Source organism: Sinorhizobium americanum (assembly GCF_001651855.1).
Lineage (GTDB): Bacteria > Pseudomonadota > Alphaproteobacteria > Rhizobiales > Rhizobiaceae > Sinorhizobium > Sinorhizobium americanum.
In genome coordinates, this window is record NZ_LNQC01000053.1 from 193,479 (window position 1) to 218,740 (window position 25,262).

Genomic DNA, 25,262 nt, shown 5'->3' on the forward strand with positions numbered 1-25,262 from the left:
CATGCCGAGATTTGCGGCAAACCTGACCATGCTGTTCAACGAGGCGCCGTTCCTCGATCGCTTTGCGCTTGCCGCCAAGGCTGGTTTCGAAGGCGTGGAATATCTGTTTCCCTATGAATTCGAGAAAATCGCCCTGCGCAGTGCTCTCGATCGCTACGGACTGACGCAGGTTCTTCACAACCTTCCCGCCGGCGACTGGGCGCGCGGCGAACGCGGCATCGCCATCCTGCCGGATCGGATCGACGAATTCCGCCGGGGTGTCGCAAGCGCCATCGATTATGCGAGGGCGCTCGACTGCAAACAGGTCAATTGCCTCGTCGGTATCGCGCCGGACGGCGTGCCGGACAGCGTACTGCGCACCACCCTTGTCGCCAATCTGAGACTCGCGGCGAGCGAACTCGGCAAGGAAGGCATCCGCCTCCTGATCGAGCCGATCAACCGCTTCGACATTCCCGGCTTTTACCTCAATACGGTCGGACAGGCGGCCGCGATCATCGAGGAAGTGGGCAGCGACAACCTTTACATCCAGTACGACCTCTACCACCAGCAGCGGACCGAGGGCGAACTGATCGGCGCCTATAAGCGCTATTCGGATCGGATCGCGCATATCCAACTCGCCGACAATCCGGGCCGCAACGAGCCGGGTACCGGCGAGATCAATTACCCCTTCGTTTACGACGCGCTGAAAGCAGCCGGTTACGAGGGCTGGATCGGCTGCGAGTACAAGCCGCGCACGACGACGGCGGAGGGGCTCGGCTGGCTGGGGGCCGAGCGCAAGCGCAACCAATCCGCAGACATCATCAAGATCAGGAGCTAAGGACAATGGCATCTATAGGTTTTATCGGACTGGGCATCATGGGCACGCCGATGGCGCGCCACCTGCAGGATGCCGGCCACACCGTCATCACGTCCAAATTCTCCATCCCGCCGCGTCAGGAACTGCTTGATCATGGCCTGCAGCTCGTCGGGACGCCGAAGGCGCTCGCCGAGACCGTCGACACCATCATCCTGATGCTGCCGGACACGCCGGAAGTGAAGGATGTCCTCTTCGGCGAGAACGGCGTCTCTTACGGTCTCGGCAAGGGCAAGCTGGTCATCGACATGAGCTCGATCTCGCCGATCGAGACGAAGGAATTCGCCAGGAAAATCCGCGCGACGGGGGCGGAATACATCGACGCGCCGGTTTCCGGCGGCGAGGTTGGGGCCAGGAATGCCTCGCTGAGCATCATGGCCGGCGGCACCCAGGAAAGCTTCGATCGCGCCTTGCCGCTCTTCAAGCTGATGGGCAAGAACATCACCCTCGTCGGCGATTGCGGCGACGGTCAGGTCACCAAGGTTGCCAACCAGATCATCGTCGCGCTGACGATCGAGGCGGTTTCCGAGGCACTGGTTTTCGCCTCGAAAGCGGGCGCTGACCCGGCGCGCGTTCGCGAGGCGCTGATGGGCGGGTTTGCCTCTTCGCGCATTCTCGAGGTCCATGGCGATCGGATGATCAAGCGGACCTTCGAGCCGGGTTTCCGCATCTCGCTGCACCAGAAGGACCTGAACCTGGCACTGCAGGGGGCAAAAAGCCTCGGCATCTCGCTGCCGAACACGGCGGCGACGCAGGAGCTTTTCAACAACTGCGCCGCCAATGGCGACAGTGGCCTCGACCATTCCGGCCTCGTCCGGGCGCTCGAGCGCATGGCGAACCACGAGGTCGCCTGAACTAGCGCCGCGCGTCTTTTCAGACGCAAACGACGCTGTAGCACTTTGAATCTACGCATCGTGCTTTCCGAAAATCGATCCCGATTTTGGGGCCGATGCGCGAGAGCGGGATGAGGAAAAGTGTGTGCGGTTTTCCGCCCGCATCCCGCTTACTCTTCAGAATTGCGCATGATCGGCCGGGCGGGCGTCCCCATCCACTGCGGCAATCATGCATCCGGGCGGCGGAAGGAGGAGCCGCCGCCCGGCCTTTGCCAACGGGAGGAATAATGGCCGCCATCGCCGATCCGCGTCGCTTCCTGGAAACGCTATTCACATCGGCCGTCGCCGCCGCCGATCCGGCACGCGTTCTTGCCGCCAATCTGCCGGAACGGCCAAGAGGCCGCACCGTCGTCATCGGTGCCGGCAAGGGTGCTGCACAGATGGCCCAGGCCTTCGAGGCGCGGTGGCAGGGACCGCTCAGCGGCGCTGTCGTGACACGTTACGGCTTCGGCGTTCCCTGCCGGCGAATCGATGTGCTCGAAGCCTCGCATCCTTTGCCGGATGAAAGCGGGCTGCAGGCCTCGAAACGACTTCTTTCCGAGGTCGGCGGCCTGACGAAGGACGACCTCGTCGTGGCGCTGATCTGCGGCGGCGGTTCGGCGCTGCTGCCGTTGCCGCCGCCAGGGCTCTCGCTTGAGGACGAGATTGCCGTCAACCGCGCGCTGCTTGCGTCGGGCGCGCCGATCCGGGCGATGAACGCTGTGCGCAAGCACGTTTCGATGATCAAGGGCGGGCGGCTGGCCGCCGCAGCCTATCCGGCGCGGGTCGTGTCGCTCGTTGTCTCCGACATTCCCGGCGACGATCCGGCCTTGGTCGCCTCCGGTCCGACGATTGCCGACGAGACTGCGCGCGCGGACGCCTTGAAGGTCATCGAGCGGTACCGCCTGGCTTTGCCGGAAAAGGCGATCGAATGGCTGTCGGGTGAAGCGGCGGATGCGCCAAGGCCTGACGATTCGCGTTTTGCCCGAAACGACGTTCGGCTGATCGCATCGGCCGGCGTCTCGCTGGAGGCGGCCGCGGCCCAAGCGCGTGCCTCAGGCGTCGAGGCGATCATTCTTTCGGATTCGATCGAGGGCGAGGCCCGTGATGTCGGGCTGGTCCATGCGGCGATCGCGCGCGAGGTGGCGACCCGCAGCCGTCCCTTCGAAAAGCCGGTTGTCGTCCTTTCCGGCGGCGAAACCACCGTGACGGTGAACGGTGTCGGCAGGGGAGGCCGCAACGGCGAGTTCCTGTTGTCGCTTGCACTCGGCATCGACGGCGTCGGCGGCATTTCGGCACTCGCTGCCGACACCGACGGTATCGACGGTTCGGAAGATAATGCCGGCGCCTTCGCCGACGACACGACAATCGCCCGGCTGCTCGGCCGGCGGATCGATGCGGCGGCGCTGCTTCAGCGCAACGACAGCTGGTCGGCCTTCGATGCGCTCGGCGACCTTTTCAAGCCCGGGCCGACCGGCACCAACGTCAACGATTTCCGGGCGATGCTGATTCAGTGAGCGCGGCCGGAGAAAACGACAACAGACGGGAGGAAATGCTAATGAAATCCCTGCCGATCCGGCCGCTGTCGCGGGCCGAATTCGCCCCCTTCGGCGACGTGATCGAACTCGACGAGGCAAGAAGCTTCCCCATCAACGCGGGAAAATGCATCCGCTACCACGATCTCGCAACGGTGGAGACGACCGGTCCGGAGGGGCGAGCCTTGATCAGCCTGCTGCGCGGCGAACCCTACGAGATACCGCTGCCGCTCAAGATGGTGGAGCGCCATCCGCTTGGCAGCCAGGCCTTCGTGCCGCTGACGGAGAACGCCTTTCTTGTCGTGGTTGCTCCGGATGAGGGCGGCAGGCCGGGCGAACCGATCGCCTTCGAGACGGAGCCCGGCCAGGGCGTCAACATCGCCCGCAATGTCTGGCACGGCATTCTGACGCCACTCTACGGCGTCTCCGATTTCGTCGTCGTCGACCGCGGCGGCGACGGCTGCAACCTCGAGGAACATTTCTTCGACACGCCCTACCGGGTCGAATACGCGTAGCGGACATTGTCGCCCCGCCCTTGTTGCGGGGCCGTCAAGCTCTTAGGTTCGGGCCAATCGAGTCCGTGGTCTATTGAGCGATGCTGCAGTCGGCGAGGAAAATGTGGGGGGAGACCGGGTGGGGCGTGCCGACCTCGGTCGCCCTGCATCTGGCGCTGGCGTTTCTGCTGCTGGTGCGACTGCCCGAGCATTCCGCGCCGGCAAAGGATGAGAGCATCAACGTCGAGCTCGTTCCGCCGCCGAAGCGCGCGGAAAAGCCTCAAGAGAAGCCGAAGGAGGCAAAGGTCCAGCCGTCCCGATCGCAGCCGCAGGTATTCGAATCCGCCTCGGCTGAGGCCGACAAGAAAAAGCCGGTCCAGCCGCAATTGCCTCCCGCCGCCCCGAGCAAACCGGAGACGCCGCAACCAGCCTCAGAGCAGGCAAACCCCGCCCCGGCCAAACCTGAGGGCGCCGCGCAGCCGTCCGAAGCAAAGACCGCATTTGCGGAGTTGCACGTCGATACAAAGGGGGCGGTGAACACGGCGGGCGATGCTGCGCCGGCGGCGCAAAACGCGCCTGTACCGCGGGAGAAGCCGCTGCCGGAAGAAGCGAAGGCGGAAGCGGCGCAAAATCCGGCAGAGGCCGCCTCCGGGCGCCAGCAGAGCAATCTAGTCGAGGCGAAGGAAATCTATTCCAAGGATGCCCTGTCGGACCCCCGCGTCAAACAGGCGATCGGGCGGCTGCCGCCGAAGCGGCGCATCGTGCAGCTTTGTACCATCGAGGCGCTCGAGCAGATACGCCGTCAGAGGCCGGATGCCTTCCCGGACATGCTTGTGCCGTTCGGCCCCGTGGGCGGTTTGGTTTCGGCTTCCGGTCTCAACGCCAGCGGCGGCGCCTTTCGTAGCCGCGGAAAATGGTACGCGGTCGACTTCAAATGCGAGGTCAACCCGGAGACGACGTCGGTCGCCTCCTTCAGCTTTGCGATCGGCGAGGCGATTCCCAAGGGCGAGTGGAGCACGCGCCAGTTGCCGAAGGAGTGAGGGCTGGATGACTTGGAGGGTGGCTAACGTGCAAATTTCACCCCTCCCCACAGGTGGGAGGGGCTTTGGTGCGCGTGGCAATCGCGTACCATTTCAACCGTCGGATCAGGCTGAAATCTCAGGATGAGAAACGGAGCCAGTGCGGCAGGTTATGTCCCTCCCCTTTGTGGGGAGGGGTTGGGGAGGGGCCCTTAGCGCATCATTGAGAGTGCAGCGCCAAAAAAATCCTCGCCGCCGAAATTGCCGGATTTCAGCGCCAGCAGCATGTCGCCCTGGGCATTGCCGACCGTGCGAAGCACCGGCACGCCCGGGGCGATCTCGGGGCCGATCAGGAAGGCGGGGATCGCGAGTCTGTCGACCGTCGCGCCGGAGGTTTCACCGCCGGCGACGACCAGGCGCTTGACGCCGCGCGCCACAAGTTCGCTGGCGACGGTTGCCGTTGCGGTTTCGATCGCGTGGCCGGACGCCTCGCGGCCGTATTGAGACTGCAGGCGTGAAACCACCTCGGGCGAGGCACTGGCGGCAATGACCACGGGTCCATCGGCAATCCGCTCGCCGGCCCAGGAGACTGCGGCGGAGATCTCGTCCGCACCCTTGAGCAGTTTCTCCGTGTCGAGCCTCAGCACCGGCATCGACCTTTCGGCCACTTCGAGCTGCCGCAGCGTCGCCGCCGAGCAACTGCCAGCGACGATCGCCGAGAGGCCCCCGACCGGGCGAATGGCCTCGGCCGTGGCGGCGTTTGCTGTCGATGTGCGAGCGGAGCGCGCGACGGCGCGGGCCAGACCGAGACCAAGGCCGGAGGCGCCAGTCGATACCGGCGTCTTGAGCGCCACCTCGCCGAGTGTTTCAAGGTCGCGCTCCGAGATCGCGTCGGCGATCGCGGCGGTCATGCCCCTGCCGCGCAAGAGATCGAGCCGCGACGTGACTGCGGCAGGCCCGGCGGCAATCGTTGGCAGGTCGAGGAGGCCAACCGAACCTCGAGATTGGCGTACCAAGACGCGCACCAGATTGGCGTCACGCATTGGATTGAGTGGATGATCCTTGAGCGGGCTCTCGTTGAGCGGCTGGCCATTGACGAAAAGATGGCCGAGATAGACCGTCCGGCCGGTTTCCGGAAAGGCCGGCGTGACGAGCACGATACCGCCACCGGCGGCTCGGCTCAGTGCCTCCGTCACCGGGCCAATATTGCCCTCATCGGTGGAATCGAAGGTCGAGCAGATCTTGTAGAGGACGTGGGCGGCGCCGCGGTCGCGCAGCCAGCGGTCCGCCTTGCCTGCCGCAGCGACGGCCTCGTCGGCGGCGACAGAGCGAATCTTCAGCGAGACGACCACCGCGTCGACGTCCGGCAGGGCGAGCGTCGGATCGGGAATGCCGACCGTCTGCACGGTGCGCAAGCCATTCTTCGTCAGCGTATTGGCAAGGTCGGAGGCGCCCGTGTAGTCGTCGGCGATCGATCCCAAGAGGATTGTCATCCGTCAGCTCCGTGCAAAGGGTTTGAACCAGGTGAGGCCGTCGAGCGTTCCGCCGCGCGGGGTGTATTCGCAGCCGACGAAACCGGTATAGCCGAGCCGGTCGATCTCGGCGAAGAGATAGGGGTAGTTCAGCTCTTCGCCGTCCGGCTCCTGCCGCGAGGGGACGCTGGCGATCTGGATATGGCCGGTGATCGGCATCAGCCGCCGCAGTGCCATCACCACGTCGCCATGGATGATCTGGCGATGGTAGATGTCGAACTGGAGCTTCAGGTTGGCAATGCCAAGCTCGGCGATCAGCCCTTCGGCGGCCCCAAAATCATTGAGGAAATAGCCGGGCATGTTGCGGCCGTTGATCGGCTCGAGCAGGAGGTCGAGCCCCTTCTCGGCTAGGCGCTCGGTGGCATAGGCAACCGCGCGCCGGTAGCAGTTTGCCGCCTCGCGATCGAAGGGGTCGGCGAGACCCGCCATCAGATGCAGCCGCTTGACGCCCGTCGCCGCTGCATAGTCGAGGGCGCGCTCGACATCCGACTTCAGCTCGTCGAAACGGCCGGGGAGGGCGGCAATGCCGCGCTCGCCTGCCGCCCAGTCGCCTGGCGGCAGGTTGAAGAGCACCTGCTGCAGGCCATTTCGGGCAAGCCGGTCGGCAATTGCCTCCGGCGGTGCCTCATAGGGGAAAAGATATTCGACGGCCGTGAAACCCGCTGCCGCGGCGGCGTCGAAGCGGTCGAGGAACGACCACTCGTTGAACATCATCGTCAGATTGGCGGCGAAGACAGGCATGTCGATCGTCCCCTATGCCTTGTTCGGCTCTTGGCCGGGTAACTTGGCGCCGGAAAGCTGGGCGTAAAGCCGCGCGAGCGAGGAATCGTCGTCGCGCCCCATGCCGGCGCCAGAAGCGGCGAGATACATCTGCAGCGCGGCCGCCACCAGCGGCACCGGATAACGCTCGGCGCGCGCCATGTCCTGGACGATGCCGAGGTCCTTGACGAAGATCTCGATGGCGCTCAGCGGCGTATAGTCGCCGGCGAGCACATGCGGGACGCGGTTCTCGAACATCCAGGAATTGCCCGCCGAGGCGGTGATCACCTCGTAGACCCTATCGAGATCGAGCCCCTGCTTGGCGGCGAAAGTGATCGCTTCGCAGGCAGCTGCGATATGCACGCCGGCAAGCAACTGGTTGATCATCTTGAAGGCCGCGCCGGTGCCGGCGGCGTCACCGAGTTCGTAGACTTTGGCGGCCATCGCATCGAGGGCCGGGCGGGCGGCTGCGAAGGCTTGCGGCGAGCCCGACGCCATGATCGTCAGTTCGCCCTTTGCGGCGCGGGCGGCGCCGCCGGAGATCGGCGCATCGAGATAGTGGAGGCCGAGCGCTTCGAGCTGCTCCGACAGGCAGCGTGCAATGGCCGGATCCATCGTCGCCGACGAGACGAAGACCGCGCCGGGCTTCATGGCCGCCGAAATGCCGTCGGCGCCGAACAGCACGGCTTCGGTTTGGGCGGCATTCACGACAACCGAAACGACAATATCGGCATTGGCCACGGCCGCGCGCAGCGTATTCGCACTACGGCCGCCTTCTGCGGCGAAGCGTTCGACCGCTGCCGACGTGATGTCGTAGCCAACAACCTCGATGCCGGCGCGCTTCATCGACTGGGCCATTCCGAAGCCCATCGATCCGAGGCCGATCACCGCCGCGGTGACGCGTTCGGGACTTTCAGCATGCGATGACATGAATAGACTCTCCATCCCTGATGAGGCAGGCGGGCACCACCGGATCGAATCCGGCGGTGCGGTTTGGAAGCTTACCGGTTCACGGTCTTTGCGGGAACCGCCAGCACCGCCAGCGAACCGATGACGAGGGCAGCTGCCAGCAGATACATGCCGGCGCTGTTGCTGCCGGTGAAGTCCTTGAGATAGCCGACCAGGAAAGGCCCGAGGAAACCGGCGAGATTGCCGACCGAGTTGATCCAGGCGATACCGGCCGCAGCTCCGGTGCCGGCGAGAAATGCCGTCGGCAGCGACCAGAAGAGCGGTGCGCAGCTGATGGCGCCGGCAGCAGCGAGCGACAGGCAGACGATCGCCAGCGTCGTGCTCGTCGCCGTCGTCGCCGCGACAAATCCGCCGGCGGCGATGACGGCCGGGACGACGAGGTGCCAGCGCCGTTCGCGCAACCGGTCAGACGAGCGCCCGAGCGCCAGCATGGCGATGAAGGTGCAGATATAGGGGATGGCGGAAATCAGGCCGATATTCAGGTTTCCGGTGACGCCGGTCGCCTTGACGAGCGTCGGCATCCAGAAATTCAGGCCGTATTGTCCGAGCACGAAGCAGAAATAGATGAGGCACATCAGCCAGACGCGGCGGTCGGCGAGTGTTGCGGCAACGCTGTGCGGGCTCGACGATTTGGTCCGGTTCTCGGCGTCGATATTGGCGGTCAGCACCTTCTTCTCTTCCTTTGTCAGCCAGTTGGCGTGGCCGATCGTGTCATCAAGATAGAAGAAGGTTGCGACACCGAAGATGAGCGCGGGAATGGCTTCGATCAGGAACATCCACTGCCAGCCGGAAAGCCCGTGCGTTCCGTGGAAACTGTCCATCAGCAGACCGGAAAGCGGATTCCCGAAAATCGACGAAATCGGGATTGCCGACATGAAGGTGGTGATGATCTTGGCGCGGCGATGTGCCGGATACCAGGTCGTCAGATAGAGGATGATCCCGGGAAAGAACCCTGCCTCGGCGACACCCAGCAGGAAGCGCAGGATGTAGAACACGGTCTCCGAGGTTGTGAACATGAAGGCGGCGGAAATCATGCCCCAGGTGATCATGATGCGGGCGATCCAGACGCGGGCACCGACCTTGTTGAGGATGATATTGCTCGGCACTTCGAACAGAAAATAACCGATGAAGAAGATGCCGGCGCCGATGCCGTAGGCTGCTTCCGAAAGGCCGAGCTCGCTCGACATCTGCAGTTTCGCGAAGCCGACATTGACGCGGTCGAGATAGGCGACCACGTAGCAGAGCATCAGGAACGGGATAATTCGCCAGAAGACCTTACTATAGGCGCGCTCCTCCGCCGATCGATCTGCGTAGACGCCGTCGATCGGCGCCGGGGTTTCCAGGGTCATGATTTCCTCCTCCAGTAGGTCCCGTCGGGCCTCCCTCGACGGTTTGGCGCTAAGAATGGCAGCGCTGCCACACTGCTGTATGCGATTTTGGCAGCGCTGCCAAGCCAAAGTTGGTAGCGCTGCCAAAAAAAATGGCGTATCTGGATTCGACGGCAAAGCGCCGACCGCGGGGAGCGTTGCTGCGGCAGCCGGAGCCAGAAAGTCAGGTCGAACGTGGAATTCGATTTCAAGCAGCAGGGCGCCGTGACGCTGGCCGAGGTCGCCGAAGCGGCAGGCGTCGGGGAAAGCACGGTTTCGCGCGTGCTCAGAAACGAGGGGTCGTTCTCGCGCAAGGCGAGGGAGCGCGTGATGGAGGCCGTCGAGCGGCTCGGCTATGTGCCGAACCGGATCGCCGGGACGCTCGCTTCCGCCGGATCGCGGCTTGTCGCGTTCGTCGTTCCCTCCCTCTCGAACATCGTCTTTCCCGACGTGCTGCGCGGGGCAAGCGGCGTCCTGGAGGCGAACAGGCATCAGGCCGTTTTTTCGGTGACAGACTACGACCCGCAGCGCGAAGAGGCGCTTGTCGCCGCCATGCTCGCATGGCGACCGACGGCGGTGATGCTGGCCGGCTTCGAACATACGGAAGGTACGCTGAAGATGCTGCGCGCCAGCGGCTGCCGGGTGGCCGAAGTACTCGATGTCGACGGCACGGCGGTCGATCTGGCAGTCGGATTTTCCAATCGTGCGGCCGGGCGCGCCAGTGCCGAGTTCCTGCTGAAGCGCGGCTATCGCCGCATCGGCTATGTCGGCCATGACCTTGAGCGCGATACCCGCGCCGGCAAGCGCTTCGCCGCCTTCTGCGAAACGCTCGCCTCTTCCGGCTCGCCGCTCATCGACCGGGAAGTCTGTTCGGGTGCATCGTCGGTGGAAAGTGGACGGCTGGGCCTGGAGCGGCTGCTCGCCCGGCACGCCGATCTCGATGCCGTCTATTTTTCCAACGACGACATGGCGATTGGCGGCTATTTCCATTGCCTGGCGCGCGGGATTGCGGTTCCCTCGCAGTTGGCAATCTTCGGCTATAACGGCCTCGATATCGGAAGGGTGACGCCGCAGCCGCTCTCGACCATTCGCACGCCCCGTGTCCGAACGGGGCAATTGGCGGCCGAGCTTGTCGTCACCAACGCGCCGCCCCAGGTGGTCGATCTCGGCTTCGAACTGGTCGAAGGCGCAACCGCATAGAATTGAGAGGATTTGCCCCATGTCCAAGAGCCGTCTGCGCGAGGAAATCTGCCGTTACGGGCGATCATTGTTCGAACGCGGGCTGACGCCTGGCTCCTCCGGCAATATCTCGCTGAGGCTCGACGATGGCGGCTGGCTGGTGACGCCCACCAACGCATCGCTCGGCTTTCTCGATCCGGCCCGCATCTCGCGGCTCGATGCTGAAGGGCGCCTCGTATCCGGCGACAAGCCGACGAAGGAGATACCGCTTCATACAGCGCTTTATGAGTCACGCGGCAGCGCTCGCGCGATCGTCCACCTCCATTCGACCCATGCGGTGGCGCTTACCATGTTGCCCGAGATCGATCCACGCGCCGCGCTGCCGCCGATGACCCCTTACTACCTCATGCGCGCCGGCGAGACGGCGCTGGTGCCCTACTACCGTCCCGGCGACCCGGCGGTTGCCGATGCGATCCGCGGACTCGCCGGTAAATATTCGTCCGTGCTGCTTGCCAATCACGGTCCGGTCGTCGCCGGCGACAGCCTCGAAGCGGCGGTCTTCGCGACGGAGGAACTCGAGGAGACGGCGAAGCTGTATCTGCTTCTGCGCAACCTCAACCCCCGCTATCTGACGCCCAACCAGGTGACCGATCTCGTCACGACCTTCGGCCTCGAACTTCCCTCGCATCATGATCATGAGGGACATGATCATGGCTGAACTGGCGCCTGCCAACGTCCGCCGCGAAACGGCCCATTGCCGCTTACGAGCAAGTGCGCCGATGCTCGTCCGAGCAACCACGGGGGTTATCGATGCGTCTCGTCCAGTTGGCGTGGCCGATGCACCAGCGTGACGAGCACGAAGGAAATGATCATCAACAGGTACCAGGCGCCGAGCTTGTTGATGGATACGGGCGCCCAGCCGTGCGACTGCGACGGATAGATCCACGCACGTGACCATGTGGCGACGTTCTCTGCGAACCAGATGAACAGCGCCACCAGCAGGAAGCCGAGCATCAAGGGCATGCGGTGGCGAAAGCGGAAGACGCGATAGTGCACCACCGTGCGCAGATAGATCATCGCAGTCGCCGCGAACAGCCCGTATCTAACATCTATGGTGAAGTGGTGGCTGAAGAAGTTGACATAGATCGCGACTGCCAAAAGCGCGGTCGACCAGACCGGCGGATAACGCGTGTAGGTCATATCAAAGATGCGGCTGATGCGGGCGAGGTAGGAGCCGACAGCCGCATACATGAAACCGGAGAAAAGCGGCACGGCGCCGATCCGGAAGATGCTTTCCTCGGGATAAATCCATGAGCCTGCCGCGGTCTTGAAGACCTCCATGATCGTGCCGACGACGTGGAAGATCAGAATGACCTTCGCCTCGGACAAGGTTTCAAGCCTTGCTGCCAGCATTGCAATTTGGATGCCGAGCGCCGTCAGAAAGAGGAAGTCATAGCGGGCCAGAAGAGCATTTTCGGGCCAGAACTGGTGAGAGGCGATGATCAGGGCCAGCAGCAATCCGCCGAACAGGCACGCCCATGCCTGCTTCAAGCCGAAGACGGTGAATTCAACCAACGCACCTGCGAAGCCGTGCGCGGGCAGGGCGTCGAGGACACGATGCGCGGCTGCGTCTATCCGCGCCTCAACCGAAGTGAAGCGGCGTGCGGGCGGGACGTCGATTGACGGTGCCGGACCATGGCCGAGATCGTCGAAGCGTTCGAATTTGGGCTGATCTGTCATGCATGCTTGTTGCTGGAATTATGCCTACAACCGATGAGGAGAGTTTTGCGCTTTTTTTGTGTCCAAGAGGCTACCGACGTCTCTCCCTAAAGACCTCATTCGTGCGCCCGTTGACGTCCGCTCTATTTCGCAATGCACAACGGTGCCGTGTGCTTTTGGTGCGTCGCCGCAACGAACTGGGGTTGACCTCCCGCTCTATGCGACATTTATTCGTATTACTGATCCGGTGGACCAACCAGTGGATCAGTCCGGAGTAGCGCCGATGACTGGCAGTCCGATACTCACGCAGATGCCGAAGGTGGGGCGCAGCCTCGACCGCCGCACGGCGCGTGAGATGATTGCCGACAAGCTGATGGTGCTGGTGGCGACGAACATGCTGCGGCCCGGCGATGAACTCCCGGGTGAGCGGGAACTCGCCAACGTCCTCCATGTCAGCCGCGAGACGGTGCGCGGTGCCATTCAGGCGCTTGCAGCGCGCGGCATCATCGAGGTCTCGCAGGGAAGCCGCAGCCGCGTCGCCGATGTCGATCTCAGCGATGTCATCGTGACGATCGCGTCGCCCAACGCCATCGACAGCTATGATCTCGAGGACGTCCATGCCGCTCGACTGCACATCGAGCTGAAGGTGGTGGGCGACGCTGCCGCTGGCATCGACGAAGAGACGCTGAAGAAGCTCGAGAGCCTGCTCGAGGCGCAAAAACTCTGCGGCGACGACGCGATGCGCTTCCTGATCTGCGACCGCGAGTTCCATGTGGCGATCTACAGGGCCTGCGGCAATCCGCTGCTCTCGGATTTCGTGACGGACCTTTATACTTACATGATGGATTACCGGCGCAGCGCCATGTCGCGCCCGGGCGCGATCGACGCCAGCTACAAGGATCACGGCGAAATCGTCGAGGCGCTGCGGCGGCACGACCGCGAAGCGGTTGTCGCGGCCTTTCACCAGCACCTCATGCGTATCTATCAGACCACGAAGGAACTGCTCGTCGACGCAAACGGCAGGAAACAGAAACAGAAGGGCACGCGCAACCCGGAGTGATGCGGGTGTGGCCGAACGAGGAGGTTCGCCGCGAATGCATGTCATGATTATCGGTGCGGCCGGCATGATCGGCCGGAAACTTGTCGAGAAACTGGCCGCCGAGCCGGAGGCCCTCGGTTATGAGATTAGCCGGATCACCCTCGTCGACGTGATCGAGCCGCCGGTTCCGGCGGCCTATTCCGCGACCTCGACGGCGCTCGCGCTTGATCTCTCGACCGAAGGCAGCGCCGGGCAGCTCGTCGCGACACGGCCGGACGTCATCTTTCATCTCGCAGCGATCGTTTCGGGCGAGGCGGAGGCGGATTTGGACAAGGGCTACCGCGTCAATCTCGACGGGACGCGGGCACTCTTCGAAGCGATCCGCGCCGAGGGTCAGCGCGAGCGCTATTTCCCGCGCCTCATCTTCGCCTCCTCGATTGCCGTCTTCGGCCAACCCTTCCCCGAAAAGATCGGCGACGAGTTCTTCACGACGCCGCTGACGAGCTATGGCACGCAGAAGGCGATCTGCGAGTTGCTGCTCGCCGATTATTCACGGCGCGGCCTCTTCGACGGCATCGGCATCCGCCTGCCGACCATCTGCATCCGGCCGGGCAAGCCGAACAAGGCGGCGTCCGGCTTCTTCTCCAACATTCTGCGCGAGCCGCTCGCCGGGCAGGAGGCCGTACTGCCGGTCGACGAAAACGTCCGGCACTGGTTCGCAAGTCCGCGTTCGGCCGTCGGCTTCTTCGTCCATGCCGGGAGAATCGATACGAGCCGGATCGGGCCGCGGCGCAACCTGACCATGCCGGGATTGTCGGCGCTGGTCGGCGAGGAGATCGAGGCGCTGAAGCGCATGGCCGGCCCGAAGGCGGCTGGCCTCATCCGCCGCGAACCGGATCCGGTCATCGCCGCGATCGTCGCCGGCTGGCCGACGAATTTCGACGCGCGACGCGCGCGCGAGCTGGGCTTCACGGCCGAAAGCAGCTTCGACGACATCATCCGGATCCATGTCGAGGACGAACTCGGAGGGAAGATCTGACATGGCACAAGGCAACAGATCGGGCGAGGGAAAGATCGCGCTGGTGACGGGCGGAGGGTCCGGCATCGGCCTCGGTATTGCCCGGCGGCTGAGTGGCGAAGGCTATCGCCTCGTCATCACCGGACGCCGTCCGGACGTGTTGGAGAAAGCGGCTGCCGAAATCGCCGCGGAAAGCGGCGGTGTTGTCCGGGCGATTACCTGCGATGTTGGCGACCCCGGCCAGGTGGCGTCGCTTTTCGAGGCGATCCATACGGAGTTCGGGCGGCTCGACCTGCTCGTCAACAATGCCGGTTCGAGCGTGCCGCCGGTGCCGCTCGAAGAGGTCACGTTCGACCAATGGAGCGGAATTCTTGCCGCGAACCTCACCGGCGCCTTCCTCTGCACCCAGCAGGCTTTCCGGCTGATGAAGGCGCAGGAGCCGCGCGGCGGCCGGATCATCAACAACGGCTCGATTTCGGCGACGACCCCCCGGCCCAATTCTGCGCCCTATACAGCGACGAAGCACGCCATTACCGGGCTTACCAAGTCGACGGCGCTCGATGGGCGGCCCTTCGACATCGCCTGCGGCCAGATCGACATCGGCAATGCCGCAACCGACATGACGCAGAAGATGAGCAGCGGCGTGTTGCAGGCCAATGGCGAGATCGCGGCGGAGCCGACGATTCCCGTTGAACATGTCGCCGATGCGGTCGTCTACATGGCGAGCCTGCCGCTTTCGGCAAACGTGCTGACGATGACGGTGATGGCGACGAAGATGCCGCTGGTCGGCCGCGGATAGATCAAAGCCTTCGCCCGTCCACGAGGAGGGATGGTGGCGAAGCCAGGAATGAGTTCTGGGAGGAACGCGAATGGCAGGCGTGGATTTTGTCGATGTCCGGAAATCCTTCGGGCAGTTTCCGGTCATCAAGGGCGTCAACATCGAGATCGAGGACGGCGAATTCGTCATTCTCGTCGGCCCGTCCGGCTGCGGAAAATCGACCTTGCTCCGGATGTTGGCGGGCCTCGAGAACATCACTGCCGGCGAAATCCGCATCGGCGACCGGGTCGTCAACCGGTTGCCGCCGAAGGATCGCGACATCGCCATGGTGTTCCAGAACTACGCGCTCTATCCGCACATGACGGTTGCCGACAACATGGCCTTCTCGCTGATGCTGGCGAACAAGCCGAGGGCGGACATCGACAAGCGGGTCGGCGTTGCGGCGGAAATCCTCGGGCTCGCGAAACTGCTCGACCGCTATCCGCGCCAGCTTTCCGGTGGCCAGCGCCAGCGCGTTGCCATGGGCCGGGCGATCGTGCGCGACCCGCAGGTGTTTCTGTTCGACGAACCGCTTTCGAACCTCGACGCCAAGCTGCGCGTCGCCATGCGCGCCGAGATCAAGGAACTGCATCAGCGGCTGAAGACGACGACCGTCTACGTCACCCATGACCAGATCGAGGCGATGACCATGGCCGACAAGATCGTCGTCATGCATGACGGCATCGTCGAGCAGATTGGTGCGCCGCTCGAACTCTACGATCATCCGGCCAATCTCTTCGTCGCCGGCTTCATCGGTTCGCCGGCAATGAACATGATCCGCGGCCGGCTTCACCCCAAAGATCCGACGGCCTTCATGACCGCGGACGGAACGGCGCTTCCCGTCGCTCGGCCAACTGCCGCCGCCCGGGGCCGCGATCTCGTCTACGGCCTCAGGCCCGAATACATGTCGCTCGACCCGAACGGCCTGCCCGCCGAGGTCGTGGTGATCGAGCCGACCGGCTACGAAACGCAGATGATCGCGAGGCTCGGCGGCAACGATGTGACCTGCGTCTTCCGCGAAAGGGTGAATGCCAAGCCGGGCGAGACGATCCGTCTCGGGATCGACGGCGCGCATGTTCACCTGTTCGACGCCGAGACCGGGCGGCGATTGTTCGACTGACGCCCGAGCGGACAGGGACGGAGGAGCCTTCCCCTGCCGCGCGGGCAATGCCAGGCAATGGCCGGGCATCAGGTCGCGGCGTTCGCCAAGCGGGACGGCGAATGCCGGAAGATTTGCTCCCGCTGTTTCAAGGAGGAGTACCAATGCCGATAAAGAGACGTGATTTTCTCGCAGCCTCCGCCGCCCTTGCCGGCGCTACGGGTCTGGGCATCCGCCCGTCCTTCGCTCAGGCCGCCGAGCCGAGCTACAAACCGGAGGAAGGCGCAAGCCTTCGGGTGTTGCGGTGGACGCCTTTCGTGAAGGGCGACGAGGACGCGTGGCTCGCCAACACCAAGAAGTTCACAGAGGCGACCGGCGTCGAGGTCCGCATCGACAAGGAAAGCTGGGAAGACATTCGCCCGAAGGCGGCCGTCGCCGCGAATGTCGGCTCCGGCCCGGACATGGTGATGTGCTGGTTCGACGATGCGCATCAATATCCGGACAAGCTCGTCGACGTCACCGAACTCGCTAATTACCTCGGCAACAAATATGGCGGCTGGTACGACGGCGTGAAGGGCTATGCGACGCGCGACGACAAGTTCATCGCCATGCCGCTGACGGCGATCGGCAACGCCGTGTGCTACCGCGACAGTCATATGAAAGCGGCGGGCTTCAGCGAATTCCCGAAGGACACGGCAGGCTTTCTCGAACTCTGCAAGGCGATGAAGGCCAAGGGCACCCCCGCCGGCTTCCCGCACGGCAAGGCGGTCGGCGACGGCAACAACTATGCCCACTGGCTGCTCTGGAGCCACGGCGGCAAGATGGTCGACGAGAGCGGCAAGGTGACCATCAACAGCCCGGAGACGCTCGCTGCGATCAACTATGCCAAGCAGCTCTACGAGACCTTCATTCCCGGCACCGAGAGCTGGCTCGACATCAACAACAACCGCGCCTTCCTCGCCGGCCAGGTATCGCTGACGGCGAACGGCGTCTCGCTCTACTATGCTGCCAAGAAGGACGCGGCGCTTGCCGAGCTGGCGGCGGATATCCGCACGACCAACTTCCCGATCGGCCCGGTCGGCCAGAGCGTCGAACTGCACCAGACGAGCTCGATCCTGCTCTTCAGCCACAGCCAATATCCGGAAGCGGCCAAGGCCTACATCAAGTTCATGATGGAAGCCGAGCAGATGAATGCCTGGATCCAAGGCTCGAGCGCCTATTGCTGCCAGCCGCTGAAGGCCTTCGCCAACAACCCGGTCTGGACCTCCGACCCAATCCATGCGCCCTATGCCAAGGCCTCCGAGACCCTTCGGCCGAACGGCTATGCCGGTCCGCTCGGCTACGCCTCGGCAGGCGTCATGGCGGATTACGTCCTGGTCGACATGTTCGCAGCCGCAGTGACCGGCCAGATGACGCCCGAGGACGCCGTTGTCGAGGCCGAACGGCGGGCGAACCGCTACTATCGCGTCTGATCTCGCGGCGGCTTGTCAGCCGCCATGATCATCGATCAGGCCGGCGGCGGAGATCGCCGGCCCAACGTCTGAACCCATTTCGTGGCCGGAGAAATTCGATGTCGATCACATCGTCCGGAAAGCCGCCATCTGCCATGGCTTCGCTGATGCAGAACAACAATGTGCTCGGCCTGCTGTTCATGCTGCCGGCCGCGGTTTTTCTCATCTGCTTCCTCACCTATCCGCTGGGGCTCGGCGTCTGGCTGGGCTTCACCGACACCCGCATCGGCCGCGACGGCATCTTCATCGGCCTTGAGAACTATGAGTTCCTGGCACGCGATTCGGTCTTCTGGCTCTCGGTCTTCAACACGCTGCTCTATACCTTCGTGGCGTCGATCCTGAAGTTCGTGCTCGGCCTCTGGCTGGCGCTGCTTTTGAACGAGAACCTGCCGTTCAAATCCTTCTTCCGCGCCATCGTGCTTCTCCCCTGGGTCGTGCCAACGGTGCTTTCCGCACTTGCCTTCTGGTGGATCTACGATTCGCAGTTCTCGATCATTTCCTGGTCGCTGATGCAACTCGGCCTGATCGACGGGCCGATCAACTTCCTCGGCGATCCGACCAATGCGCGCGCATCGGTCATCGCCGCCAATGTCTGGCGCGGCATTCCCTTCGTGGCGATATCGCTGCTGGCCGGCCTCCAGACGATTCCGGTATCGCTGCAGGAGGCCGCCTCGCTCGACGGCGCCACCAGCTGGCAGCGCTTCCGCTACGTTACGCTTCCGATGCTGACGCCGATCATCGCCGTCGTGATGACCTTCTCGGTGCTCTTCACCTTCACCGATTTCCAGCTCATCTACGTGTTGACCAAGGGCGGGCCGGTGAATGCGACGCATCTGATGGCGACGCTTTCCTTCCAGCGCGGCATTCCAGGCGGCCAGCTCGGCGAAGGTGCGGCGATCGCTGTCGCCATGATCCCCTTCCTGCTCGCCGCCATCATGTTCAGCTTCTTCGGCCTGCAGCGCCGCAAGTGGCAGCAGGGCGGACAGGACTGAGATCGGGAGGATAAAATGAACACGACCACAAGAACTCAAGACGAGGTCCTCACCGATACCGCCGAAGGCATGAGCTATCTCAACCGCCTGCCGCGCCGGATCGTCACCCTCTACCTGCCGATGGCGGTCTTCGTCTTCGTGCTGCTCTTTCCGTTCTACTGGATGGCGATCACGGCGGTGAAGCCGAACTCCCAGCTCACCGACTACAACAATTACAGCCCCTTCTGGGTCGTCGGCCCGACGCTCGACCACATCAAATATCTGCTCTTCGAGACCTCGTATCCGGGCTGGCTGTGGAACACGATGCTGGTTGCCGTCGGCTCGACGATCCTTTCGCTGGCGGCGTCTATCTTCGCGGCCTATGCGATCGAGCGGGTGCGCTTCACCGGCTCGCGGCCGGTCGGGCTGATGATCTTCCTCGCCTATCTCGTACCACCGTCGATCCTCTTCATCCCGCTCGCCTTCATCGTCTTCAAGTTCGGCATTTACGATTCCAAGCTGGCGCTGATCTTCACCTATCCGACCTTCCTCATCCCGTTCTGCACCTGGCTGCTGATGGGCTATTTCCGCTCGATCCCGTTCGAGCTCGAGGAAAGCGCGCTGGTGGACGGGGCGACGCGCTGGCAGATCCTCGTCCGGATCATCCTGCCGCTCGCCGTGCCGGGTCTGATATCGGCCGGCATCTTCGCCTTCACGCTGTCCTGGAACGAGTTCATCTATGCGCTGACATTCATCCAGTCGTCGGAGAACAAGACCGTGCCGGTCGGCGTGCTGACTGAACTGGTGCGCGGCGACGTGTTCGAATGGGGAGCGCTGATGGCCGGCGCGCTGTTCGGCTCGCTGCCGGTGGTCATCCTCTATTCGTTCTTCGTCGACTATTACGTCTCGTCGATGACTGGCGCGGTGAAGGAGTGATCGCTGTCACCGCCGGCCCACAACGAGGACGACAAGCATGGCGAGGACCGCGGCGAATGGCGCCAGGGCACCTAGATCCTCCATGGCCCAAAGGGTGAGCCCGCTATAGACACACCAGACGATCGGGATGGGCAGAAGCAGCCACAGCCTCTTCTGCCCGACTATCAGCATGGCGCCGAAGGTGGTCGCAACAGTCGGATCGGGCATCATCCCGAAGGTTTCCGCCGTGGCGGGCGAGCGGCCTGCCACAAGGGCGATGAACGGATAGGCGAGCAGGCCGCAAACCGCGAGGCCGATGCCGCCGTGACGACGTAGCCCGCCGGCATCGGTGGGCGAGCGCGGCAGGAGGGCGGTCAGAACCAGCAATCCCGCCTGGGCGAAAAAGACGGCAGCAGCATAGGACATCGCCCAGTTAATGCTGGCATAGCGCGTCCACAGGAACTGCCAGGCGCAGAACGCCCATGCCAGGGCGAAGAGCGGGAGAACCGCAATCCGAGCACGGGAAACCTGCAGGGCCGCCGGAACGAGCAGGGCGAGCGCTCCGGCGATAAAGGCAAGCTGAAGCGGCCAGAATTCTTGATTGTAGCGTTCGATGAGGCGGAAATAGACGCGCGGCGAGAACATCAGGAAGTCGGCGAGCGTGTAGGTCCCCCAATCGGACATCAGCCAAGCTTCCCGTCAGGAGTCGCGCGGCCCCTCACAGCGCTTCCACATAGTCGATCATGCGCCGGCGTAGCTTCTCGTGAGGCAGAATCCCGCCTGCGGCCTCGAGGTTTTCGCGCACGTGGTCGACCCGCGTGGTCGCCGGAATCACGCAGGTGACCGCCGGATGGGAGATGATGAATTTCAAGAGGAACTGCGCCCAGTTGCGCGCGCCCGCCTCGGCGAGCCACTCCGGCAGCGGCTCGTCCTCGATCTGGCGGATCAGGTCACCCTCTCGGAACGGCCGGTTGGCGATGACGGCGATGCCCTTTTCCCGGGCCAAGGGCAGAATGCGCTCCTCGATCTCGCGGTCGAGGATGTTGTAGGTCGCCTGGACGAAGTCGATCGGCTGGCTTGCCATGACTCTCTCGATCTCGCGGTGCCTGCGCCCTTCCGATGTCGTGATGCCGACATAGCGCAACTGTCCTGCCGCCTTCAATTCAAGGAGCGCCGGCAAGTGCTCTTCCCAGGAGACGAGATTGTGCACCTGCATGAGGTCGAACTTGTCGACGCCCCAATAGGCGCGCGACGCCTCGATCTGCGCGCCTCCCTGTCCCGCGTCCGATATCCAGACCTTCTCGGCTGAAAACAGGCGTTCCGGATAGCCGAGCTTTCGGAGACCGTAGCCGATCGTCGGCTGCGAGGAACTGTACATCGGCGAGGAATCGATCATGCGTCCGCCGCCCTCGAAGAAGGCGGCCATCACCGCGGCACATTCCTCCATGAGCACCGGATCGTCCCCGACATTGAAGGTGATCCAGGTGCCGAGACCGACCACCGGGATCGGTTCTCCTGTGGACGGGATCGGCCTGGTGAGAATGCCGGTCGGCTGGCCGAGAGCCAGCCGCGGCGCCAACGGCAGCAATGCGCCGATGCCAAGCCCCTGAACGGTCGCGCGCCGAGTGATCGTCATCGGTCGCCCCCTTTCGCAAAGCCCTACTCCTGCATGCTTCCTTAGATCGTAGGCGATTTGAGGACAAAAGCATGCAGCCATTCAAATTGCGCTGATAAGACGCGGCGCTGTAGCGTGGGCGCATAATGAACCCGGTGGCCACAGCGCTGAAGCCACGAAGCCGTGATCGATGCCGAAAGCCGACGCTCAGTTGCTTTGGTTGAAGGCGCGCTCGAGCGCGGCAATGTCGACCTTCACCATGCCGAGCATGGCCTCGGTGGCGCGTTTGGCCCGGTCGCGGTCGGGGCTGGATATCATCTCTCCCAGGACGCGCGGAGCGATCTGCCAGGAGAGGCCCCACCGGTCCTTCAGCCAGCCGCATTGTTCCGCCTCGCCGCCATTGGCCAGGAAGGCGTCCCAGATGCGGTCAATCTCGTCCTGGCTGTCGCACTCGACCAGGATCGAGAAGGCGTGGTTGAAGGGATCGAGCGGCCCCGCCTCGAGCGCGATGAAATTCTGGCCCTCCAGAGTGAACTCGATCACCTTGACGCTACCGGGAGGACCGCTCGGCGTCTCCGCCGGCACAGCCGTCTCGCCCGATATGGTCGAGTTCGGGATAGTCGAAACATAAAAGGCAACCGCTTCGCGGGCTTCCTTGGCAAACCAGAGATGAGAGACGATCTTGGGCATCGAATGTGCTCCTCCGAGATTTTCGAATGGCTCAAGGACGTCCCGGCGTGCCGGAAACCGACAGTGGAGCGCAAAAAGTTCCGTCGGATCAAAGGTTGCGCTCCGTCGGCAAGGTCCGGTTCCGTGGTCACGCAGGTGGTGCAGCCCTGCTACCAGGGCCGCCAGCCGCTCGACCAGTAACGCTCCTTCAACTCGCTCAGGCGATCCTCGATATCTGAGATGACGTCCTCGACGCGTGAAGAACGCCGCATGGACCAGGAGGGGCGGCTGGTACTTGCCAGGATGAGGCCGACAAGGCCGACCAACGCGACGGCGGTCCAGGCCGGGTGCTCCCTTGCCATCTCTCCGGCCCTGCGCCCGGTATCCCTGACGGTGTTCGCCACGGCCCTGCCCGACGGGATGCCGAGATCGGCCAGGGTGTCTTTCAGCGCGTTGACCTGCTCACGAAGCCAGCGGACTTCTTCCTCCATGCTCTTTTGGTTCGCAACGCCAACCGTGCCGGACTTTGTATCGACGACGCCGCGCGGGACAGCCGAACCGATTGGTTTTTCTTGTGCCATTTTGTTGATCCTCCATATCCGGACCGTCACGTGGTCCCCAGAGGAAACGGCGGCAGGGCGTTCGAGTTCCTTGAACGGGCAGGCGGTTCCCATGCAGCGCTCCTTGGCTCTAATCTAGGCTGCGGGCCGAGCTATATGATTCAAGGACGTGTGGGATCGCCACGCAGCGTAGCCCGTTGAAGGTGCCAGAGTGAACAAGACGAACTACCGGGACATCGCCCGTCACGCGGGAGTGGGAACCGCCACCGTCGAGCGGGTCCTGAACGGACGGGGAAGTGTACGCCCTGAACTTGTCGAGAAGGTTCTCCTTGCCGCGCGTGCCTTGAACTACCCGCGCAAACTTCCCGAGGCGCATCGAGGATTGCTGCGCATCGAAGTGCTGATGGTTCGTCCGGAAACGACTTTTTATCAGCGGCTCTCCAAGGCGTTCGAAAGAATCGCGGCCACCCTCGATCCGCTGGTCGTCGTGCAACGCAGCTTTGCCGAAGAGAGGAAGCCGGAGGAGATTGCCCGGCGCATCGTGTCCACCGACGTAGCACGCGCCGGCCTGATCCTTGCAGTGCCCACCAGCCCGGTGATCAGCGCCGCGGTTGAAAAGGTGAATGCGCAAGGCCTGCCGGTGGTCCATGTCGTGACGCGAGCTTCGGATCGCGCGGGAGAATTCATCGGCATTGACAATCATGCCGCCGGCCGGTCGGCGGCGCTTTACATAAGCCGCATGGCGCCTCGTATCGGGCCGATCGTTGCAATCTGCCACCCCGTCTATCAGGTGCATCGCGACCGTATCCGCGGCTTTTCGGACTATTTTTGTGCAAACCCCGGCGGCTCCAGCTTCGAATGGCTTGGATTCGGTCGCGACGAGGAGCGCGTCAGCGCCGACCGGCTGTGGTCGGCACTGGAGATGTATCCCAATCTTGCCGGTCTCTATAACGCCGGAGGCGCGAATTCCGCCTTGATCGAGGTGCTTCGCCGCCACCCCCGCGGCCCTGATGTGTTCTTCGTGGGGCACGAACTGACCGAAAACACGCGCGCGGCCCTGCGCGACGGCATCATGGATGTGGTGCTGGACCAAGCGCCGGAGGCGCAGGCCCGGCGTGCGCTGGACCTGATCCTGCATCGCACGGGGCTGACCGATATCGAGCCGGATCAGGCTCCCATCCGCTTCATCACCATCACCAAGGAAGGGCTTTGATCTAATCAGATCAAAGAAGGCTTCGGCGTTCGGAAGGCCCCCTGATAATTTCGGGTCAGGGAGGAGAGCCGGAGCGTCGTGATGGAGCGACACCGGGCAAAAGGCGCAAAAGGCGCTCTCCTCCACCAGAGACATTTGCGCGGGCGCGAGCAATCCGCCCGAAGGAGAGTGCAATGGACGACCTGAAATTTGGAACGCGCAACAAGCGCGGCGACTGGGCGCCGAACCAGCCGGTCGAGACCGCGCCGCTGTTCGTCTTCCCGCCCCGGCTGACGGCAATCCTGAAGTGGTTGCCGCACTACTTCTTCCCCTGGAACATGATCTTCGCGGCGTCGGCCGTGGCCTACTGGGCATGGGCGATCCCGCCGATCGAGACGATGCAGACGATTAGCATCGGCTGGATCGTCTGGCTTTATGCAGTGAACGCGATCTGCGTGGTCCTCTTCTATGGCGCCTTCGAGCTCCACCTCTATGTCCTGAAGCGACAGGAGAACCGGTTCAAGTACAACGGAAAGTTCCCGGCTGATCAGAAGAGCAAGGCGTTCTGGTTCGAAAGCCAGAACCTCGACAACATCCTGCGCACCTTTCTTTCAGGCGTGACCATCTGGACGGCGGTCGAGGTCGCCATGCTGTGGGCCCATGCCAACGGCTATGCGCCCTGGCTCAGTTTTGCGGAAAATCCGTGGACGCTCGCATTTGTCGCGCTGGTGGTACCGATCATCCACGAGTTCCACTTCTTCTGCATTCACCGGGTGATCCACACGCCGTTCCTCTACAAGTGGGTGCATTCGGTCCACCATAACTCGGTCAATCCGTCGCCCTGGTCGTCGCTGTCGATGCATCCGGTCGAGCACCTCTTCTACTTCGGGACGGCGTTCTACCACCTGATCCTGCCCTCCAACCCGATCCTCATGCTCTACCAAGTCCACTATGCAGGCTTCGGAGCCATTCCTGGCCATGTCGGCTTCGACAAGGTCGAGATCGGCGAGGACAGGCTGGTCGATAGCCATGCCTATGCTCACTACCTGCACCACAAGTATTTCGAGGTGAACTACGGCGACGCCTTGATCCCGCTCGATAAGTGGTTCGGCACCTGGCATGACGGCTCTGCGGAGGGCGAGGCCCGCATGCAGGAACGCTATCGCAAGCGGAAGGAAAAGCTCGCGGCTCGCAAGGTGCGCGTTGAAGTCAGGGAGGCTGCTGGATGACCTGGGTCTCAGTTTGCAAGCTTGACGACATCGAACAGGAAGGCGCCATCCGCTTCGATCACGGCAGCCGCACCTACGCGATCTACCGTGGCCCCGACGACAGCGTCTACTGCACCGCCGGCCTCTGCACACACGAGGCGATTCATCTCGCGGACGGGTTGGTCATGGATTTCGAGGTGGAGTGCCCGAAGCATTCCGGCGCTTTCGACTATCGCACCGGCGAGGCCTTGAGGCTCCCGGCCTGCGAGAACCTGAAAACCTATCCCGCCGAGGTGTTCGACGGAGAAATTCGCGTGGCCCTCGGCTAGGGCGCGCACGATTGGCTAGGC

26 protein-coding genes are annotated in these 25,262 nt (G+C 63.4%); 17 read left to right on the top strand and 9 right to left on the bottom strand.

Annotated features, from left to right (window positions below):
* The first annotated feature begins 1 nt into the window (after position 1).
* From hyi to ATC00_RS14840, 5 genes are all read left to right on the top strand, one after another.
* Positions 2 to 817: a hydroxypyruvate isomerase gene (hyi, locus tag ATC00_RS14820; protein WP_064253367.1), complete on the top strand. Its 816-nt coding sequence runs from the start codon at positions 2 to 4 to the stop codon at positions 815 to 817.
* Positions 818 to 822: 5 nt separating this feature from the next.
* Complete coding sequence (locus ATC00_RS14825) at positions 823 to 1,707, top strand: 2-hydroxy-3-oxopropionate reductase (RefSeq protein ID WP_064253368.1); 885 nt, start codon at positions 823 to 825, stop codon at positions 1,705 to 1,707.
* Between the two features lie 266 nt (positions 1,708 to 1,973).
* Complete coding sequence (locus tag ATC00_RS14830) at positions 1,974 to 3,242, top strand: glycerate kinase type-2 family protein (RefSeq protein ID WP_064253369.1); 1,269 nt, start codon at positions 1,974 to 1,976, stop codon at positions 3,240 to 3,242.
* A 41-nt stretch (positions 3,243 to 3,283) separates the two neighbouring features.
* Entirely contained in the window at positions 3,284 to 3,775 is a 492-nt protein-coding gene (locus tag ATC00_RS14835) for an ureidoglycolate lyase (RefSeq protein WP_064253370.1), read from the top strand.
* Positions 3,776 to 3,855: 80 nt separating this feature from the next.
* Positions 3,856 to 4,794, top strand: coding sequence for a DUF930 domain-containing protein (locus ATC00_RS14840; protein WP_064253371.1), 939 nt, complete (start codon positions 3,856 to 3,858; stop codon positions 4,792 to 4,794).
* Positions 4,795 to 4,985: 191 nt separating this feature from the next.
* On the opposite strand, the gene otnK is transcribed toward ATC00_RS14840, so the two are convergent.
* The 4 genes from otnK to ATC00_RS14860 all read right to left on the bottom strand — a co-directional run bounded on the left by otnK (position 4,986) and on the right by ATC00_RS14860 (position 9,382).
* The gene (gene otnK, locus ATC00_RS14845) at positions 4,986 to 6,266 is read right to left on the bottom strand and encodes a 3-oxo-tetronate kinase (RefSeq protein WP_064253372.1); all 1,281 of its coding nucleotides are present in this window, start codon (positions 6,264 to 6,266) and stop codon (positions 4,986 to 4,988) included.
* Positions 6,267 to 6,269: 3 nt separating this feature from the next.
* Entirely contained in the window at positions 6,270 to 7,046 is a 777-nt protein-coding gene (gene otnI, locus ATC00_RS14850) for a 2-oxo-tetronate isomerase (protein WP_064253373.1), read from the bottom strand.
* A 12-nt stretch (positions 7,047 to 7,058) separates the two neighbouring features.
* Positions 7,059 to 7,994 (bottom strand): L-threonate dehydrogenase, encoded by a 936-nt coding sequence (gene ltnD, locus ATC00_RS14855; protein ID WP_064253374.1) that lies wholly within the window; start codon positions 7,992 to 7,994, stop codon positions 7,059 to 7,061.
* A gap of 71 nt (positions 7,995 to 8,065) precedes the next feature.
* Complete coding sequence (locus ATC00_RS14860) at positions 8,066 to 9,382, bottom strand: MFS transporter (protein ID WP_064253375.1); 1,317 nt, start codon at positions 9,380 to 9,382, stop codon at positions 8,066 to 8,068.
* 213 nt (positions 9,383 to 9,595) lie between these two features.
* Between ATC00_RS14860 and ATC00_RS14865 the strand changes: the two genes are divergently transcribed.
* Together ATC00_RS14865 and otnC are read left to right on the top strand one after the other, a co-directional pair.
* Positions 9,596 to 10,600 carry a LacI family DNA-binding transcriptional regulator gene (locus ATC00_RS14865; RefSeq protein ID WP_064253376.1) on the top strand — a complete coding sequence of 335 codons (1,005 nt, stop codon included), beginning with the start codon at positions 9,596 to 9,598 and terminating at the stop codon, positions 10,598 to 10,600.
* Between the two features lie 19 nt (positions 10,601 to 10,619).
* Positions 10,620 to 11,297 (top strand): 3-oxo-tetronate 4-phosphate decarboxylase, encoded by a 678-nt coding sequence (gene otnC, locus ATC00_RS14870; protein ID WP_064253377.1) that lies wholly within the window; start codon positions 10,620 to 10,622, stop codon positions 11,295 to 11,297.
* Between the two features lie 86 nt (positions 11,298 to 11,383).
* Here the strand turns inward: otnC and ATC00_RS14875 are convergent, their stop codons facing one another.
* Positions 11,384 to 12,319, bottom strand: a complete 936-nt coding sequence (locus tag ATC00_RS14875) for a DUF817 domain-containing protein (RefSeq protein WP_082912345.1) — start codon at positions 12,317 to 12,319, stop codon at positions 11,384 to 11,386.
* A gap of 262 nt (positions 12,320 to 12,581) precedes the next feature.
* Here ATC00_RS14875 and ATC00_RS14880 point away from each other — a divergent pair, with 262 nt between their 5' ends.
* From ATC00_RS14880 to ATC00_RS14910, 7 genes are all read left to right on the top strand, one after another.
* A complete protein-coding gene (locus ATC00_RS14880; RefSeq protein ID WP_064253378.1) occupies positions 12,582 to 13,358 on the top strand; it encodes a FadR/GntR family transcriptional regulator in 777 nt (258 codons plus the stop codon).
* A gap of 34 nt (positions 13,359 to 13,392) precedes the next feature.
* The gene (gene denD / locus ATC00_RS14885) at positions 13,393 to 14,376 is read left to right on the top strand and encodes a D-erythronate dehydrogenase (protein ID WP_064253379.1); all 984 of its coding nucleotides are present in this window, start codon (positions 13,393 to 13,395) and stop codon (positions 14,374 to 14,376) included.
* Between the two features lies 1 nt (position 14,377).
* Positions 14,378 to 15,154 carry an SDR family oxidoreductase gene (locus tag ATC00_RS14890; RefSeq protein ID WP_064253380.1) on the top strand — a complete coding sequence of 259 codons (777 nt, stop codon included), beginning with the start codon at positions 14,378 to 14,380 and terminating at the stop codon, positions 15,152 to 15,154.
* 70 nt (positions 15,155 to 15,224) lie between these two features.
* Positions 15,225 to 16,292 carry an ABC transporter ATP-binding protein gene (locus tag ATC00_RS14895; RefSeq protein WP_064253381.1) on the top strand — a complete coding sequence of 356 codons (1,068 nt, stop codon included), beginning with the start codon at positions 15,225 to 15,227 and terminating at the stop codon, positions 16,290 to 16,292.
* Between the two features lie 143 nt (positions 16,293 to 16,435).
* Complete coding sequence (locus ATC00_RS14900) at positions 16,436 to 17,743, top strand: ABC transporter substrate-binding protein (protein ID WP_064253382.1); 1,308 nt, start codon at positions 16,436 to 16,438, stop codon at positions 17,741 to 17,743.
* A gap of 98 nt (positions 17,744 to 17,841) precedes the next feature.
* Positions 17,842 to 18,774 (top strand): carbohydrate ABC transporter permease, encoded by a 933-nt coding sequence (locus tag ATC00_RS14905; RefSeq protein WP_026187182.1) that lies wholly within the window; start codon positions 17,842 to 17,844, stop codon positions 18,772 to 18,774.
* 15 nt (positions 18,775 to 18,789) lie between these two features.
* On the top strand, positions 18,790 to 19,689 hold the full coding sequence (locus ATC00_RS14910; RefSeq protein WP_064253383.1) for a carbohydrate ABC transporter permease: 900 nt from the start codon (positions 18,790 to 18,792) through the stop codon (positions 19,687 to 19,689).
* Between the two features lie 6 nt (positions 19,690 to 19,695).
* On the opposite strand, the gene ATC00_RS14915 is transcribed toward ATC00_RS14910, so the two are convergent.
* The 4 genes from ATC00_RS14915 to ATC00_RS14930 all read right to left on the bottom strand — a co-directional run bounded on the left by ATC00_RS14915 (position 19,696) and on the right by ATC00_RS14930 (position 22,533).
* On the bottom strand, positions 19,696 to 20,352 hold the full coding sequence (locus ATC00_RS14915) for a DUF6064 family protein (protein ID WP_064253384.1): 657 nt from the start codon (positions 20,350 to 20,352) through the stop codon (positions 19,696 to 19,698).
* Positions 20,353 to 20,386: 34 nt separating this feature from the next.
* Complete coding sequence (locus ATC00_RS14920; RefSeq protein ID WP_064253385.1) at positions 20,387 to 21,304, bottom strand: aldo/keto reductase; 918 nt, start codon at positions 21,302 to 21,304, stop codon at positions 20,387 to 20,389.
* 186 nt (positions 21,305 to 21,490) lie between these two features.
* Positions 21,491 to 21,973, bottom strand: coding sequence for a VOC family protein (locus ATC00_RS14925; RefSeq protein WP_064253386.1), 483 nt, complete (start codon positions 21,971 to 21,973; stop codon positions 21,491 to 21,493).
* 149 nt (positions 21,974 to 22,122) lie between these two features.
* Positions 22,123 to 22,533 carry a hypothetical protein gene (locus ATC00_RS14930; RefSeq protein WP_064253464.1) on the bottom strand — a complete coding sequence of 137 codons (411 nt, stop codon included), beginning with the start codon at positions 22,531 to 22,533 and terminating at the stop codon, positions 22,123 to 22,125.
* Between the two features lie 190 nt (positions 22,534 to 22,723).
* Here ATC00_RS14930 and ATC00_RS14935 point away from each other — a divergent pair, with 190 nt between their 5' ends.
* The 3 genes from ATC00_RS14935 to ATC00_RS14945 all read left to right on the top strand — a co-directional run bounded on the left by ATC00_RS14935 (position 22,724) and on the right by ATC00_RS14945 (position 25,241).
* Positions 22,724 to 23,725 (top strand): LacI family DNA-binding transcriptional regulator, encoded by a 1,002-nt coding sequence (locus ATC00_RS14935; protein WP_064253387.1) that lies wholly within the window; start codon positions 22,724 to 22,726, stop codon positions 23,723 to 23,725.
* A 173-nt stretch (positions 23,726 to 23,898) separates the two neighbouring features.
* Complete coding sequence (locus ATC00_RS14940) at positions 23,899 to 24,933, top strand: sterol desaturase family protein (protein ID WP_064253388.1); 1,035 nt, start codon at positions 23,899 to 23,901, stop codon at positions 24,931 to 24,933.
* Positions 24,930 to 25,241 carry a MocE family 2Fe-2S type ferredoxin gene (locus tag ATC00_RS14945; protein ID WP_064253389.1) on the top strand — a complete coding sequence of 104 codons (312 nt, stop codon included), beginning with the start codon at positions 24,930 to 24,932 and terminating at the stop codon, positions 25,239 to 25,241. Before ATC00_RS14940 ends, ATC00_RS14945 begins: the two co-directional genes overlap by 4 nt.
* The last annotated feature ends 21 nt before the right edge of the window (positions 25,242 to 25,262 follow it).

Coding starts and splice junctions, on each gene's coding strand:
- hyi (WP_064253367.1), top strand. CDS start 2: ATGCCGAGATTTGCGGCAAACCTGACCATGCTGTTCAACGAGGCGCCG.
- ATC00_RS14825 (WP_064253368.1), top strand. CDS start 823: ATGGCATCTATAGGTTTTATCGGACTGGGCATCATGGGCACGCCGATG.
- ATC00_RS14830 (WP_064253369.1), top strand. CDS start 1,974: ATGGCCGCCATCGCCGATCCGCGTCGCTTCCTGGAAACGCTATTCACA.
- ATC00_RS14835 (WP_064253370.1), top strand. CDS start 3,284: ATGAAATCCCTGCCGATCCGGCCGCTGTCGCGGGCCGAATTCGCCCCC.
- ATC00_RS14840 (WP_064253371.1), top strand. CDS start 3,856: ATGCTGCAGTCGGCGAGGAAAATGTGGGGGGAGACCGGGTGGGGCGTG.
- otnK (WP_064253372.1), bottom strand. CDS start 6,266: ATGACAATCCTCTTGGGATCGATCGCCGACGACTACACGGGCGCCTCC.
- otnI (WP_064253373.1), bottom strand. CDS start 7,046: ATGCCTGTCTTCGCCGCCAATCTGACGATGATGTTCAACGAGTGGTCG.
- ltnD (WP_064253374.1), bottom strand. CDS start 7,994: ATGTCATCGCATGCTGAAAGTCCCGAACGCGTCACCGCGGCGGTGATC.
- ATC00_RS14860 (WP_064253375.1), bottom strand. CDS start 9,382: ATGACCCTGGAAACCCCGGCGCCGATCGACGGCGTCTACGCAGATCGA.
- otnC (WP_064253377.1), top strand. CDS start 10,620: ATGTCCAAGAGCCGTCTGCGCGAGGAAATCTGCCGTTACGGGCGATCA.
- ATC00_RS14875 (WP_082912345.1), bottom strand. CDS start 12,319: ATGACAGATCAGCCCAAATTCGAACGCTTCGACGATCTCGGCCATGGT.
- ATC00_RS14880 (WP_064253378.1), top strand. CDS start 12,582: ATGACTGGCAGTCCGATACTCACGCAGATGCCGAAGGTGGGGCGCAGC.
- denD (WP_064253379.1), top strand. CDS start 13,393: ATGCATGTCATGATTATCGGTGCGGCCGGCATGATCGGCCGGAAACTT.
- ATC00_RS14890 (WP_064253380.1), top strand. CDS start 14,378: ATGGCACAAGGCAACAGATCGGGCGAGGGAAAGATCGCGCTGGTGACG.
- ATC00_RS14895 (WP_064253381.1), top strand. CDS start 15,225: ATGGCAGGCGTGGATTTTGTCGATGTCCGGAAATCCTTCGGGCAGTTT.
- ATC00_RS14900 (WP_064253382.1), top strand. CDS start 16,436: ATGCCGATAAAGAGACGTGATTTTCTCGCAGCCTCCGCCGCCCTTGCC.
- ATC00_RS14905 (WP_026187182.1), top strand. CDS start 17,842: ATGTCGATCACATCGTCCGGAAAGCCGCCATCTGCCATGGCTTCGCTG.
- ATC00_RS14910 (WP_064253383.1), top strand. CDS start 18,790: ATGAACACGACCACAAGAACTCAAGACGAGGTCCTCACCGATACCGCC.
- ATC00_RS14915 (WP_064253384.1), bottom strand. CDS start 20,352: ATGTCCGATTGGGGGACCTACACGCTCGCCGACTTCCTGATGTTCTCG.
- ATC00_RS14920 (WP_064253385.1), bottom strand. CDS start 21,304: ATGACGATCACTCGGCGCGCGACCGTTCAGGGGCTTGGCATCGGCGCA.
- ATC00_RS14925 (WP_064253386.1), bottom strand. CDS start 21,973: ATGCCCAAGATCGTCTCTCATCTCTGGTTTGCCAAGGAAGCCCGCGAA.
- ATC00_RS14930 (WP_064253464.1), bottom strand. CDS start 22,533: ATGGCACAAGAAAAACCAATCGGTTCGGCTGTCCCGCGCGGCGTCGTC.
- ATC00_RS14940 (WP_064253388.1), top strand. CDS start 23,899: ATGGACGACCTGAAATTTGGAACGCGCAACAAGCGCGGCGACTGGGCG.
- ATC00_RS14945 (WP_064253389.1), top strand. CDS start 24,930: ATGACCTGGGTCTCAGTTTGCAAGCTTGACGACATCGAACAGGAAGGC.